Here is a 13,392-nt window from a genome sequence, read left to right on the forward strand (position 1 = left end):
CCCGCCACCAGAGGGGGCGGGGGTGTCACCTGAGGCGGTGGATCAGCGGATGCCGACCACTTCCTGAGCGATCGCGGCGATACGCGTCTGCGCGGCCGAGACCACACGAGAGCGTTCCTTGTGCGACTCCTCGTAGGCGACGATCACGCGGATATCGGACGGATCGGTGAGTTCCTTGACCGCCGCGATGGCGTCGGTCTGATTGAGCTCGTCGTAATCGGCGATCGGCAGCTCGCTCGGGTCGACCACACCGGCGTTGGCACGCACCCGGTGCAGGGCGTCGGCGGCGTCGCCTGCGCCTTCACCGCGGGTGGTCTTCTCGGCGCTGAGCAGAGCGGCGTCACGGGCGGCGACGGCGGCCTTGCCGGCGACCTCACCGGCGTGGGCGCCACGGCTGAGCAGGTTCTCGATGGCCGGGCGGGTGGAGCGCAGCGCTTCCAGCGCACGGTCGACACCGCGGTAGGACCAGGTGACCGGCAGATTCGCCAGCTTGACCGCGACACCGGCGGCTGCCTGGACGGGGGTGCGCCGCAGGGCGGCCGGACCGCCGAGAGCGTCCTCGACGAGCACGGTCGTCAACCACTCGACGGTGGCGGTGTGGGCGGTGATGAGACGGTCGGCCAGTGCTGCGACCTCAGGCTCCTTCGCGGCCACCGCGAGTGCCTTGATGTAGCGCGAGCGGTCCAGCAGCTGATCCTCGAGAGCGAGATCGCCGAGCAGCGCCTCGTCGAACGGCTCGGCCTGCTCGGTCAGCGCCTTGACGGCTGCGGCCGCGCGGCCCAGGAAGGGCCCGACGACGTCAGGGAAGCCGCCCAGGTCCCGGATGGCCTTCTCGATGGCCTCGGCCCGGATCCGGCCGTTCTCGGCGTTCTGTTGCAGCTCCGTCCGCACGGCATCGGTGCGGGCCTGCGCGACGCGGGTCTCGGCGACCTGGATCTCGGTGTGGGTCAGATCCAGCACGGTGCGGAGCTGAGCGAGCAGTGTGGTCTTGTCTGTGGTGGTCATCTCTGGGAATACACCCCTTCAACATTGATTGTTCATGGGTTTCTTGGGAAAGCACCACGGTGATATCGGTGAGTGTCACCAGGGCGTGTTGTGTGGCTACCCGGGTCGGGCCAAGCGATAACACGTTTCAAGAGACTGTGAGTCTTGTCCGACTGACGCATATCCGGGCCCATAGCGGGTACGGGACATTTCCTGCCTGGTCAGGATCGTGCTGAGTTTTTGTCTCGCCGGTTCGAAGTCGCGTTTGTACCGTCGCCAAACGTGACATCTCCCGTTTCTTCACGCCATCCCCTCTCCCGGCGGCGTGCCCTGCAGTTGTTCGGCCTCGCCGGCGGCGCTGCACTGATAGCACCCTCTCTGGTGGCGTGCGGATCCTCCGGCGAAGGCGGCGCGCTGGCCGGAAATGCCCCGCTGTCAGGCAAATTCGACGGTGTGACGCTCAAGCTGCTGGTCAACCAGCCGCACGTCACCTCGTTCCGGGACGTGCTGGCACCGGCGTGGAACAAGGAGACCGGCGGCACTCTCGAGGTCACTGCCGCCCCCTACGATCAGCTGACCAGCAAACAGATTCTCGACGTGCAAAGCGGCACAGGCGAATTCGATGTATTCGACTATTTCTACTTCGGTCTGGGTGACCTGGTGGACGCCGGCGCCCTGGTGGATCTGACCGAGTGGATCGACAGCAACAAAGACGGCATCGGAGTCGACGGTTACCTGCCGTCGATCTACGACCCGTACACACTGCTGGACGACAAGCGTTACGGACTGCCCTACGACGGGGACGTCCACATCCTGTTCTACAACGCCGAACTGTTCGACCGGTACAAAGTCGAACCGCCGACCACCTGGGATGAATACGACGAGGTGGCAGCCAAGATCACCACCGACGCCCGCGGCGCCGCCTATGGGGCCATCGTGTCGGGACAACAGGTTCCGATGATCCTGGGCTGCTCCTACATCAACCGGCTGACCGGCTACGGAGGCAATCTGCTCGACGCCGACGGGAAGCCGCAGCTGACCTCGGATGCCTCCATCGCCGCGCTGCAACACCTGGTCGACGTGGCCCCGGTCGCCTTGCCCACACCGTTGCAGGTGGGCTTCGACCAGGCGAACCAGGCGTTCCTCTCCGGCCAGGGGGCGTTGCTGGACACCTGGACCGATATGGCATTGCGGGCCGAGGATCCCACCGCCTCGAAGATCGCCGGCCGCTGGGGCGCGGTGTCCTTGCCGGTCGGCGGCAGCAACACCACGCCGCGTACCGCCTTGGACGCCGGGTTCGGGCTCGGCATCTCCACGTCGTCGAAGAACCAGGACGCCGCCGCGGCCTTCCTCAACTGGGCCACCGCCACCCCGCAGAACCTGGCGGTGTCGTCGACGGCCGGGGCGGGCATCGACCCGGTGCGCGGTGAGGTGCTGAACTCCGAGGGTTACGCCAAGGTGGTGACCGCGGCCGTGGAGCCGATCCGCGAAGGGCTGAACGGTGATCCGCTGGTGTGGCCCAAGCAGGCCGGGGCGCCGAAACTGTTGCAGGACCTGGTGGATCAGCTGGCGCTGGCCATCGCCGGGACCCAGACCGTGGACCAGTCGCTGGAGAACGCGCAGAAGAGCTGGGAGAGCGCCGCGACATGACGCGACGTGTCCCGCTCTGGCTGGCACTGCCCGCCATCGCAGGACTGGTGTTGTTCCTGGTGTACCCGACGGGTTACCTGATTGCGCTGGCACTGACCGATTCTTCGCTGGCGCATCCGCTGCGGGCGTTCAGCGGCCCCGACAACTTCCAGACCGCTTTCGCCGCACCGGCTTTCACCCCGTCGCTGTGGAAATCGACCGTGTTCGCCGTCGTGGCGACCGTGGCCACCACCGGGTTGGGTCTGATTGTGGCGCTGCTGCTGCGGGCCCGCGGCACCCGGTTCGGGATCGTCGGCGCACTGCTGTTGCTGCCGTTGGTGACGGCGCCGGTCCTCATCGGTGTCGCGTGGAAGTTGTTGTTGGCACCGGTGGGCGGTGGCCTGGCCGACGTGTTCTCCGCAGTGGGGCTCGGTGGCTTCAACCCCCTGGGATCCGGTGCGGGCGCGTTCGTCGTGCTCCTCGCCATCCACATCTGGCAGTGGGTCCCGTTCGCGGTGCTGATCCTGTTCGCCGCGCTCGGAGTGGTGCAACCCGAGCTGCTGGAGTCGGCCCGCATCGACGGCGCCGGGTGGTGGCGCACGTTCACCACGGTGACCTGGCCGGCGATCGCGCCGACCGCCTGGGCGGTGGCGGTGCTGGAGCTGGTCATCGGCTACAAGGTGTTCGACCTGATCGTCGTGATCACCGCCGGCGGGCCGGGTTTCGCGACCACCTTGACTCCTTTCATGATCTACCAGACCGGGCTGCGCGGAAGTTTCGACATGGGCGCCGCCGCGGCTCAGACCCTGGTGTTTGCGGTGGTGGTCGGTGCGGTGGCCACCGCGTTGACCGCGGCACGGGCACGTGTGGTGCAAGGAGAGCATCGGTGAACCGGCGAGTGCTGGTGTGGGCGGCGCTGGTGGCCGTCACCGTGGTGGCGTTGATACCGATCGGCTATCTGGTGTCGCTGGCGGTGCGGCCGCCGTCGGACGTGCTGAACTCCAGCCTGTTCCCGACGTCGTGGACATTCGCGAACTTCGGTTCGGTGTTCGACACCATCGAGTTGGGCACGATGCTGCAGAACTCCTGGATCGCGGCCGTCGGCGCGGCACTGCTGGCCGTCGTGATCGCCGCGCCGGCAGCGTATTTCACCGCACGCCGGTTCCGGGGTGAGCGGTTGCTGACCGCGCTGCTGGCCAGCTACTGCGCGCCCCCCATCGTGGCGATCATTCCGCTGTTCTTCCTGCTGCGTGATGTCGGGCTGACCAACAACGTCGGCGGGCTGATCATCGTGAACGGCATCGCCAATGTGCCGGTGGCGGCCTGGTTGCTCGACGGGTTCGTGCGTCGGATACCCATCGAGATCGATGAGGCGGCTGTGATCGACGGTCTGTCGGTGGCCGGCGCGTTCCGCAAAGCCATTCTGCCGCTGCTGTGGCCCGGCATCGTGGCGGCGCTGCTGGTGGTGTTCTTCCTGAGCTACAACGATTTCCTGTTCGCGGTGTATCTGGCGGTGACGAAGGAGAGTCAGACGTTGACGGTCGGTCTGTCGCTGTTCCAAGGCGATCGCAATGTGCAATTCGGCCAGCAGGCCGCCGCCGGACTGCTCGGGATCATCCCGGTCTACGTCCTGGCGTTGACGGCGCAGCGGTACCTGGTCGGCGGGCTGTCGGTGGGAGCGACGAAATGACCACCGTCGAACTGGAGGGCATCAGCAAGGCATTCGGCGGGAACACCGTTGTCGATGACCTCAACCTGCATCTGACCGACGGGTCGCTGACCGTCCTGGTGGGCCCATCCGGGTGCGGGAAGTCGACCACGTTGCGGATCGCCGCCGGCCTGGAGTCGGCCGATCAGGGCGCGGTGCGTATCGACGGCCGCGATGTCACCTCGGCAGCCCCGCGGGACCGTGACGTGGCGATGGTGTTCCAGAACTACGCGCTCTATCCGCAGTTGACCGTGGCGGGCAACATCGCGTTTCCGCTGCGCAACGCGGGAGTCGCCAAGGATGAGACAGCGCAACGGGTTCGGCAGGCCGCCGAGCGGGTGGGCATCGCGGCCCTGCTGGACCGCAAACCGCGTCAGCTCTCCGGCGGTCAGCAACAGCGTGTCGCGATCGCCCGGGCCCTGGTGCGCACGCCGTCGCTGTTCCTGTTCGACGAGCCGCTGAGCAACCTCGATGCCAAGCTGCGGGTGGAACTGCGCTCCGAGATCCGCAGGCTGCAACAGGAACTGGGCATCACCGCGCTTTACGTCACCCACGATCAGGAGGAGGCGATGACCATCGCCGATCAACTGGTGGTGCTGGACTCCGGTCGCATCGCGCAGCGCGGTACGCCGGAGGAGTTGTACAGCCGGCCCGCGAACACCTTTGTCGCCGGCTTCATCGGCTCGCCGAGCGCCAATCTGCTCGCCGGCAGCGCCCAGGACGGGGTCTTCACCTCCGAGGGTGTGGTGTGGCCGACCACCGCCTCCGGTGATGTCACCATCGGTGTGCGACCCGAGGATCTGCTGGTCGAACCGGCCGGCGTCGACAATGCCGACGGCACAGTCGAACTCGTCGAGCTCCTCGGCCCGCGTTACGTCGTGATCGTGAAGGTGGGCGCCCGTCGTCTCACCGCCGTCATCGAAGCCGCGACGATCGCCTCATGGCCCACTGCGTTGACACCAGGCACGGCCGTAGACGTGCGGGTGCGGCCAGGCCGCGCGCACGTGTTCACCACAGCCTCGGGAGACCGGGTGGCCTGAACCTCAGAAGGGTGGTTCGTCGTCGTTGGGTTTTTGCGTCGGTGGGGGTGGGCGCCAGTCGGCGCTGATGTGTTCGTCTTCGTCAGGATCGTTGACCCAGGTGCACCAGGGACTGGTCGACGGTGCGCCTTTGAACCAGAAGAGTTTGAACCGCATCTCGTTGCGCCACTGACGGTCAGCGATCTCTTTGGCACGGGCCTGATTGACCCGCCGGGTCTCGGCATTCGCCGCGCGTTTGGCCGCCGCCCCGGCCCGCGCCGCCGCCGTACGTCTGGCTTTGTCCCGGCGGGGATCCCGCGGCCGGGGCCACGGCTTCGGCGCACCCGCCGCAGCGATGTCCTCGAACAACTCCGCCCCATCCGGAGTCGACCGATAACTGCGCCCCGTCGGCGACGTCCACTCAATCGTCCCGTCCGCCAATTGCGTGGTGGTCCAACCACAGTCACCGGTCAGGAACGTCTTCATGCGATGATGCAGCCGGCATTTCGGATCGAGGTTCGCGCTCATCGTCCACCCACCCCGCAACGGATGATCATGGTCAAAGGCGATGCTGTGATCCAGATCCGCGGTCCAGGCGGGCCGATTGCAGAACGGAAAGGAACACGTCAAGGACCGGCAGCGTACCCACCGATTCGTGGCGGCCGAGGGGCGGTGCCGCAGCAGCACCGAGGTGCCGTCGCCGGTCACAGTCGGGGTGTCGGGGTCGGCGACCTCGCGCAGCACCGTGGCGGGCTGGGCGGCCAGCTCACGGACCTGGTCGGCGTCGACAATGCCGTAACCCTGCAGGAAGCCGGGCTCGTCACCGTCGCCGGTCACGGTGGCCGCCGGGGCGATCACATTGATCACAAACCGCGCCCCCGCCCCCGCAGCAGCGGCAGCGTCGGGTTTCGGGGCCGCGCAGTCGTCGCGCCCACACGCACACGCCAGCACGAAGCTGCCCGCACCGATCGCGTCGAGGGCATCAACACGACGCTGCGCCGGAGTGCGCGGGTCCGCCGCGCACACCAGGGCGGCCATCTGATCGAGGCGGGCCTCGACGCGGGCCACCACCGGCGCCGACGCATAGACCCGGACTTCGCCCATCCCGTTGGGCAGCGATTTCACGCTGACCCGGCGGTCGGTGTCGGCGCTCACCCGGCGTTCCTTGGCGCCGTCGGGGTCGACGTGCAGGATGGCGCGGTCGACCGCCCCCAGCAGCCGGGTGCGTGACCAGCACTGCCAGGTGGCGATCTTCGCGGCGAGGTTGCGATCCAGATCCTTGATCGCCGCAGCGGTGACGTTGGCGGTGCGATTCAAGATAACTGTCGTCGATTCCCAGTCCAGCCGCCCCGAGGCCAGCAGGCCATAGGTCTGCGGCATCCGTTCATCGAGGGCTTCGGCGTACCCGACGAGCCGGGTGGCCACCGCCGGCGGGACTCCCAACACCGGACCCACCTCAGCGGCGGTGCGCACGCAGCCGGTGACCAATGCATACCCCGGGTCGCCGTCGGGCTCCGCCAGGGCCTGATCAAGGGCTTCGGCGGTGCGCTGCGCCAACAACGGGGCGATCGCGGCCATCCGATGCGCCCACACCGCCGACTCATCGAGGCGGGAGCACTCCACCTCATTGAGTAACGCAGACGCATCGAATGTCTCGAACATGTGTTCGATTATGTCACAGTCGACTGACAACTCGGTGGGTGCCGAACGCATGCCGCAGTCAGGCTGTCGTCGTGCCGATCGACCAGGCGTACGGCGGCGGTGTGCCATTGACGTCGTAGGCGCCCAGCACGCGGGCCTTGAACAGCCGCGGGTTGTGCGAGGCGACCGTGCGGGCGTTGCGCCAGTGCCGGTCCAGGGCGCGCGCCGTCGAGGTCGCTGACGCGCCCAGGGCGTCGAACAGATCCGAGGCCGAGTCCAGCACCAGCTTGGACACCGCGATCTGTGCGGCGGTGGCCTCCAGCTCAGCGCGCTCGGTGGCGTCCTGCAGTTCGGCCTCGGTGGCGTCGGCCGCCGCGTCGAGCGCCTTGGCCGCGCTCACCGCCAGGCTCTCGGCCGCGTAGGCGGCCGCCGAGAGCTGCCCGACCAGACCGAGAACCTGCGGGTCATCGCGAACCCGGGAGGCGTTGGCGTGGGAGTAGTTCCGGGTGCGCGCCTGCACCTCGGCCACCACGTCACGATGGACAGCGCGGGCGATTCCGGCGAGGGTGGCAATCAGATTCACCTGGTAGAGCGCCGTCTGGTACGGGTGCCGGTCGGCGAACGGCAGCACGTCGTCGGATTCGACGCGCGCATCGTGGAACTCGGTGGTGCCACTGCCGGTGCCGCGCTGGCCGAAGCCGTCCCAGTCATCGTGCACGGTCACGCCCGGCTGGCGGGTGTCCACCAGCGCCACCACGTGGGTGGTGTCCACGCGTGCGTACACATCGGCCCATTCAGCGAAAATCGTTCCGGTGGTGTAGAACTTGCGCCCGTTGAGCAGGTAGTGATCTCCGGCCGGCTGCAGCGTCGTCTCCACGTCACCGATCGCCGTCGACCCCGTTTCCGTCCACGCGTTTCCCGCGACCTCACCCGCGACGAAGCGTTCGAACCACCGGCGCTGATCATGTCCGCGCCGGTGCCGGAACAGCGTGTCCTCGACAAAGGTGAAGTGCCCGCGCAGCGCCTGGGTGAGGTTGGCGTCCGCGGCGGCGAGGTCGATCCAGATCGGGATGATCTCGGCCCATGCGAGCCCCCGGCCGCCGAACTCGACCGGCACCCGCAACGCACCCACACCCGCCCGCTTCAGCGTGGCCAGCACATCGGCCGGCAACTCGCGGGTGAGTTCGCGGTGCACCACATCGCCGACCGTCTCCGAGATGATCACGGCCCATTCCGCACGCACATTGTCGGTCACGGCCGTCATTCAATCAGCGCGTGCACCACCGGCCCCGGTTAAGTTCGCGCAGAGTACAACTCGCCGGAATCCGGGCCGTCACCCTTAGGCTCTCCGCTCATGTCGCGTACACCCTGGACTGCACCGTTGGATGAGGCCGAAACCGCCCACTGGGACGCGGTGGCCGCCGAGGTGGGGCGCACCCTCGGGCAGGACGCCGTGGCCAGGGACCGCGCCAACCAAGAGCCCACCGCAGAACTGAAACTGCTCAAGGAATCCGGGCTGGCCAACTTGCTGATCCCGGCGCAGTACGGCGGCGGGGGAGGGCACTGGTCCAGCGCGTTGCGCGCCGTTCGCATCCTGGCCCGCACCGACGCGTCCATCGCCCAGATCCTGAGTTACCACTACTGCAACCACGCCAGCATCGTCTTTTTCGGTGAGCCGTCCCGCTGGGAGCACTGGTTCACCGCCTCGGCCGACGGCAACTGGCTGTGGGGTGACTCGGTGAATCCCGTCGACCCCGATCTGACACTCACCGCCGTCGACGGCGGCTACCGCCTCAACGGAACCAAACGTTTCTCCACGGGCGCCTCGACCGGTGACGTGACGTTGGTGATGGCGCTCGAGACCGACAGGGTGCTCGCCTCCGTCCTCGAGCACGACCGCACCGGCGTCGACTACCTAGGCGACTGGGATGCGCTGGGGCAGCGGCTGTCCGCGAGCGGCAGCGTGCGCTTCACCGATGTCCTCGTCACCGCCGAGGACATCCTCGGCGAGGTCGCCGACGAGCCGTACTCCACTCTGGTGACTCCCGGCGTGCAGCTCGGTTTCGCGAACCTCTACCTCGGGATCGCCGAGGGCGCGCTGCAACGGGCGCGGGAGCTGACCCTGACCCGCCGCGGTGCCTGGCTGCTCAGCGATGTCGAGCATTACTCCCGAGATCCGTTCGTGCAGCGGGTTTTCGGTGAACTCCTGGCCAAGACCGCCGCCGCCGAAGCGCTGACCGACCGCTGGAATCATCGGTTCGACCAGGTGATCGCTCGCGGGGAGCAGGTCACTGCCGCCGACCGCGCCGAGGTCGAGATCGGGATCGCCCACGCGAAAGTGGTGACCACCGAGACCGCTTTGGAGGTGGCGCACCGGGTGTTCGAGGTCACCGGCTCCAGCTCAGCGAAGTCCGAGGTGGGCCTGGACCTGTTCTGGCGCAACATCCGGACGCATTCGTTGCACGATCCGGTCGACTACAAGAAGCTCGAAATCGGTGCGCACTACCTGACCGGCGACGTCCAGCCGATCACGCTCTACACCTGACTCCCGGAGTCAGAGCTGCCCGTGGCGCGGCGGCCTGGTCCCTGACAGCGTGTAGCGGCCGATGTGTTGCAGCTTCCAGCGGCTCGGGTCGTGCAGCGTGTGGGTGCGGGCATCACGCCAGTAGCGGGACAGGTTCGCGCTGCCCGAGGCGCTGCGGGTGCCACCGAGGTCGAACAGCACCGACGTCGCCTCCAGAGATGCCCGCACCGCGGCCACTTTGGCCACCGCCACGGCGATCGACGCAGCGGCACTGGTGTCCTCGTCGAGATCGGCGCGGGCGGCATCCACCTGGCGCGCGGCCTCGGCAAGCAAGGCCTGCGCACCGCGGACCGTGACGGTCAGCTCGCCGGCGATGTTGACCACGGTGGGATCCTCGGCCGAGGAGGGCACCTTGGCCTCGAAGTGCGGCCGGGCCTTGGCGGCCTGCCGGACACCCTCCTCCAGGGCGCCGGTGGCGATGCCGATATCCATTGCGGCATGCAGTAATTGGGCGTGGGCCCCGTACACCGTGGGCTGCGAGAAGATGGGGGAGAACGGGACCACGTGTGCTGCGGGAACCCGGACCTCGTCCAGGGTCACCGTGCCGGAAGCGGTGGTCCGCTGCCCCATGCCGTCCCAGTCGTCCACGATCTCCAGACCGTCGACGTCGCGGGGTACGAACGCGATCGCTTTCGGCGTCGACGACGTGGGCACCTCACCGCTTCCATCAGACAGTGACGCCCGGACGATCACCCAGTCGGCGAAAAGTGCTCCGGTGGAATAGAACTTGCGGCCGCTGAGCACATAGTCGCCACCGGGCTGCTGCACCAGGGTGGTGGTGTCGACATCGATGGGATGCGGGCCACGCTCGGACTGCGCATTGGCAAACAGCGCACCCTCGCGCACCAGGCCGTAGAAGAACGCTTTCTGCTCGTCGGTGCCTTGTGAGCGCAGCGCTTCCAGGAACGTGTAGTGCGAGTGCGGAATCTGGGCCAGCGACCCGTCGGCGTGCCCGATCAGCCGGAACACCTCGGCCACCACCGCGGCCGGTGCGTCGAGCCCGCCGTACTCGGCGGGCACCGACAACGCCAGCAATCCGGAGTCTTTGAGGGCCTTGACCTGGTCATGCGGCAGCAGCCGGTCGGCATCGCGCGCCGCAGCCTCGGCGGCGAAGGACTCTGACAGCTCCGCCGCGACGCGCAGCGCGTCGGTGGCCGATGCGATGGTCACCGCGACCCGACGAACGGTATGGAGGCCGGGGCGGCGCCGCCACCCTCGCCCTCGAAGAGGCCACGCTCACGCAGGATCGGCACCACGCCTTCGCCGAACCAGTACAGCTCCTCCAGGTGCGGATAGCCGGAGAAGATGAACTCGTCGATCCCGATCTCGGCGTACTCGGCAATCCGGTCGGCCACGTCGGTGTGACTGCCCACCAGCGCGGTGCCCGCACCGCCACGGACCAGGCCCACCCCGGCCCACAGGTTCGGAGCGATCTCCAGGCTGCGGGCGTCGTTCCAGGTGCCGTTGGCGCGGTTGGCTTCGTGCAGCGCCAGCATCCGCTTCTGGCCTTCGGACTGGCTGCGCGCCAAGCCTTCCTGGGTCTTGCGGACCGTTTCCTCGTCCAGGGCGTCCAGCAGCCGGCCCGCCTGTGTCCATGCCTCGTCGGCATGATCGCGCGAGATGGTGTGCAAACGGATGCCGAAACGCACGGTGCGACCCTCGTCGGCGGCCAGCTTGCGGATCCACTCGATCTTCTGCTGCACGGCTTCCGGCGGCTCACCCCAGGTCAGGTACACGTCGGAGTGTTTGGCCGCCACCGGGCCCGCAGCGGCCGAGCTGCCGCCGAAGTACAGCGGCGGCACCGGATTCGGCGGCAAGGCCAGCGCGGCTTCGTCGACGCTGATGTACTTGCCGTCCTTGGTGACGGTCTCGCCGGCCCAGAGCCGCCGCACGACGTCGAGGAATTCGTCGCAGCGCTCGTAGCGGGCGTCCTTGTCCAGGTAGTCACCGAAGGACCGCTGCTCGTGGGCTTCGCCGCCGACGACGACGTTGAGCAGGATGCGGCCGGGGGCGTGGCGGGCGAAGGTGGCGGCCATCTGCGCCGACAGGGTGGGGCTCACCAGGCCGGGGCGGAAGGCCACCAGGAAGGCCAGCGACGTCGTCTCCCGCGCCAGCAGGGCCGCCGTCACGAAGGCGTCCTCACACCAGGCGCCGGTGGGGATCAACGCCCCGGTGAAGCCGAACGACTCCGCACTGCGCACGATGTTGGCCAGGTAGTCGATCGACGCGTCGCGGTCGCTGTGCGCGGTACCCGCGGGCAGACCGTGGCCGCCGCCGACGATGAGCCGGCTGTCGCCGTAGGTGGGCAGGAACCAGTGCAGTTTCACAGACATGGTCGTCTTTCTCTCAGCGTGCGGCGTTCGGTTGCGAGGCTACCGATGCCGAGGACGACGGGACCGTCGACGGCCGCTCGATGATGGTCGAGTTGGGTCCGCCGACGCGGTAACTCGCCCCCCGGTGTTCCTCGGGCAGCCGGTCGCCACGGCCGAACAGCTTGTTGCGCAACGACCCGGGCGCGTACTCCGTCTGATAGGCGCCGCGCTCGGTGAGCACCGGCACCACGTGGTCGATGAAATCGGCGAACGAACCGGGCGAGATTGCATAAGCCAGGTTGAAGCCGTCGACGTCGGTCTCGTCCACCCATTCCTGCAGCAGATCGGCGATCCGCTCGCCGGAGCCGACGAACCGCGGGCCGATGCCGCCGATCTTGCCCCAGTTGGCGATGTCGTTGACGGCCCATTCGCCGCCGTCGGGATCGGCGGACTGGAACGCCTTGACGGCCGACAGGATGGCGTTGGAGTCGACGTTGCCGATCGGTTCATCGAGGCCGTACCGCGACAGGTCGACACCCATCCAGCCGGACATGAAGGTCAACGCGCCTTCGGGGTCGCCGTAGGACAGGTATTCGGCGTGCTTGGCGTGCGCTGCTTCGTCGTTCTCGGCGGTGATCACGGTCGAGAGGTTGAAGATCTTCGCCGCGTACGGGTCGCGGCCGGCCAGTTCGAGCTCGCGGCGGATGGTGCTGACGTTCTCGCGCAGAATCGCCTTGGTGGGCGCGGCGGTGAAGATCGCCTCGGCGTTCTCGGCGGCGAACCGGACCCCGCGCGGCGAGGCCCCGGCCTGGAAGATCACCGGCGTGCGCTGCGGCGACGGCTCCGACAGGTGGATGCCCGGCACGCTGAAATGCCGGCCCTCGTGGCCGATGTGGTGCACCTTGTCCGGGTCGGTGAAGACACCACGTTCGCGGTCTCGGATCACCGCGTCGTCCTCCCACGACCCTTCCCACAGCTTGTAGAGCACCTCGAGGTACTCGTCGGCGTGGTCGTAGCGGGCATCGTGGGCCGGCTGGTCGGTCTGCCCCATGTTGCGGGCCGCAGCAGGGAGGTAGCCGGTGACGACGTTCCAGCCGACGCGGCCCTTGGTCAGGTGATCCAGCGTCGACACCCGTCGCGCAAACGGATAGGGGTGCTCGAAGCCGGTCCCGGTGGTGATGCCGAAACCGAGGTGTTCGGTGACATAGGCCATGGCCGAGACCAGCATCAGGGGGTCGTTGACCGGCACCTGGGCGGCCTGCCGGATCGCGGCCTCGTCGCTGGCCCCGTAGATGTCGTAGGTGCCCAGCACATCGGCGATGAACAGGCCGTCGAAGCGGCCCCGCTCCAAGAGCTTCGCCAACTCGGTCCAGTACGTCAGGTCTTTGTAACTCGCGGAGCGGTCATCGGGGTGCCGCCAGAGGCCGGGGGACTGGTGGGCCACGCAGTTCATGTCGAACGCGTTGAAGCGAATAGTGCGGGTCACTGGCAGCATCTTCGACGGCCTGCACCCGT

The 13,392-nt window shown here is 67.9% G+C and carries 11 protein-coding genes; 5 read left to right on the plus strand and 6 right to left on the minus strand.

The features are described 5' to 3' along the window. Positions 1-42: 42 nt before the first annotated feature. Positions 43-1,005, minus strand: a complete 963-nt coding sequence (locus AC3A6P_RS28185; RefSeq protein ID WP_487695530.1) for a ferritin-like domain-containing protein — start codon at positions 1,003-1,005, stop codon at positions 43-45. A gap of 261 nt (positions 1,006-1,266) precedes the next feature. Here AC3A6P_RS28185 and AC3A6P_RS28190 point away from each other — a divergent pair, with 261 nt between their 5' ends. Genes AC3A6P_RS28190 through AC3A6P_RS28205 form a run of 4 tightly spaced genes read left to right on the plus strand, consistent with a single transcriptional unit; the run spans position 1,267 to position 5,361 of the window. Next, the gene (locus AC3A6P_RS28190; RefSeq protein ID WP_487695532.1) at positions 1,267-2,634 is read left to right on the plus strand and encodes an ABC transporter substrate-binding protein; all 1,368 of its coding nucleotides are present in this window, start codon (positions 1,267-1,269) and stop codon (positions 2,632-2,634) included. Beyond that, positions 2,631-3,503 (plus strand): carbohydrate ABC transporter permease, encoded by an 873-nt coding sequence (locus AC3A6P_RS28195; RefSeq protein ID WP_487695533.1) that lies wholly within the window; start codon positions 2,631-2,633, stop codon positions 3,501-3,503. Before AC3A6P_RS28190 ends, AC3A6P_RS28195 begins: the two co-directional genes overlap by 4 nt. Next, a complete protein-coding gene (locus AC3A6P_RS28200) occupies positions 3,500-4,303 on the plus strand; it encodes a carbohydrate ABC transporter permease (RefSeq protein ID WP_487695535.1) in 804 nt (267 codons plus the stop codon). The genes AC3A6P_RS28195 and AC3A6P_RS28200 overlap by 4 nt, the downstream gene beginning before the upstream one ends. Beyond that, on the plus strand, positions 4,300-5,361 hold the full coding sequence (locus AC3A6P_RS28205; protein WP_487695537.1) for an ABC transporter ATP-binding protein: 1,062 nt from the start codon (positions 4,300-4,302) through the stop codon (positions 5,359-5,361). Before AC3A6P_RS28200 ends, AC3A6P_RS28205 begins: the two co-directional genes overlap by 4 nt. A 3-nt stretch (positions 5,362-5,364) precedes the next feature. Here the strand turns inward: AC3A6P_RS28205 and AC3A6P_RS28210 are convergent, their stop codons facing one another. Together AC3A6P_RS28210 and AC3A6P_RS28215 are read right to left on the minus strand one after the other, a co-directional pair. After that, positions 5,365-7,002, minus strand: coding sequence for a DUF222 domain-containing protein (locus AC3A6P_RS28210; protein ID WP_487695538.1), 1,638 nt, complete (start codon positions 7,000-7,002; stop codon positions 5,365-5,367). 58 nt (positions 7,003-7,060) lie between these two features. Then, positions 7,061-8,236 (minus strand): acyl-CoA dehydrogenase family protein, encoded by a 1,176-nt coding sequence (locus AC3A6P_RS28215; protein WP_487695540.1) that lies wholly within the window; start codon positions 8,234-8,236, stop codon positions 7,061-7,063. A 99-nt stretch (positions 8,237-8,335) separates the two neighbouring features. On the opposite strand from AC3A6P_RS28215, the gene AC3A6P_RS28220 reads away from it, so the two are divergent. Next, entirely contained in the window at positions 8,336-9,526 is a 1,191-nt protein-coding gene (locus AC3A6P_RS28220; protein WP_487695542.1) for an acyl-CoA dehydrogenase family protein, read from the plus strand. 9 nt (positions 9,527-9,535) lie between these two features. On the opposite strand, the gene AC3A6P_RS28225 is transcribed toward AC3A6P_RS28220, so the two are convergent. The 3 genes from AC3A6P_RS28225 to AC3A6P_RS28235 are packed head-to-tail and all read right to left on the minus strand — an operon-like array spanning position 9,536 to position 13,363. Beyond that, positions 9,536-10,735, minus strand: coding sequence for an SfnB family sulfur acquisition oxidoreductase (locus AC3A6P_RS28225; protein ID WP_487695544.1), 1,200 nt, complete (start codon positions 10,733-10,735; stop codon positions 9,536-9,538). Then, on the minus strand, positions 10,732-11,898 hold the full coding sequence (locus AC3A6P_RS28230; RefSeq protein ID WP_487695545.1) for an LLM class flavin-dependent oxidoreductase: 1,167 nt from the start codon (positions 11,896-11,898) through the stop codon (positions 10,732-10,734). Before AC3A6P_RS28230 ends, AC3A6P_RS28225 begins: the two co-directional genes overlap by 4 nt. Before the next feature lie 13 nt (positions 11,899-11,911). Next, positions 11,912-13,363, minus strand: coding sequence for an LLM class flavin-dependent oxidoreductase (locus tag AC3A6P_RS28235; protein ID WP_487695547.1), 1,452 nt, complete (start codon positions 13,361-13,363; stop codon positions 11,912-11,914). Positions 13,364-13,392: the final 29 nt, after the last annotated feature.

This window comes from Mycobacterium sp. Soil_C_30 (assembly GCF_057656995.1).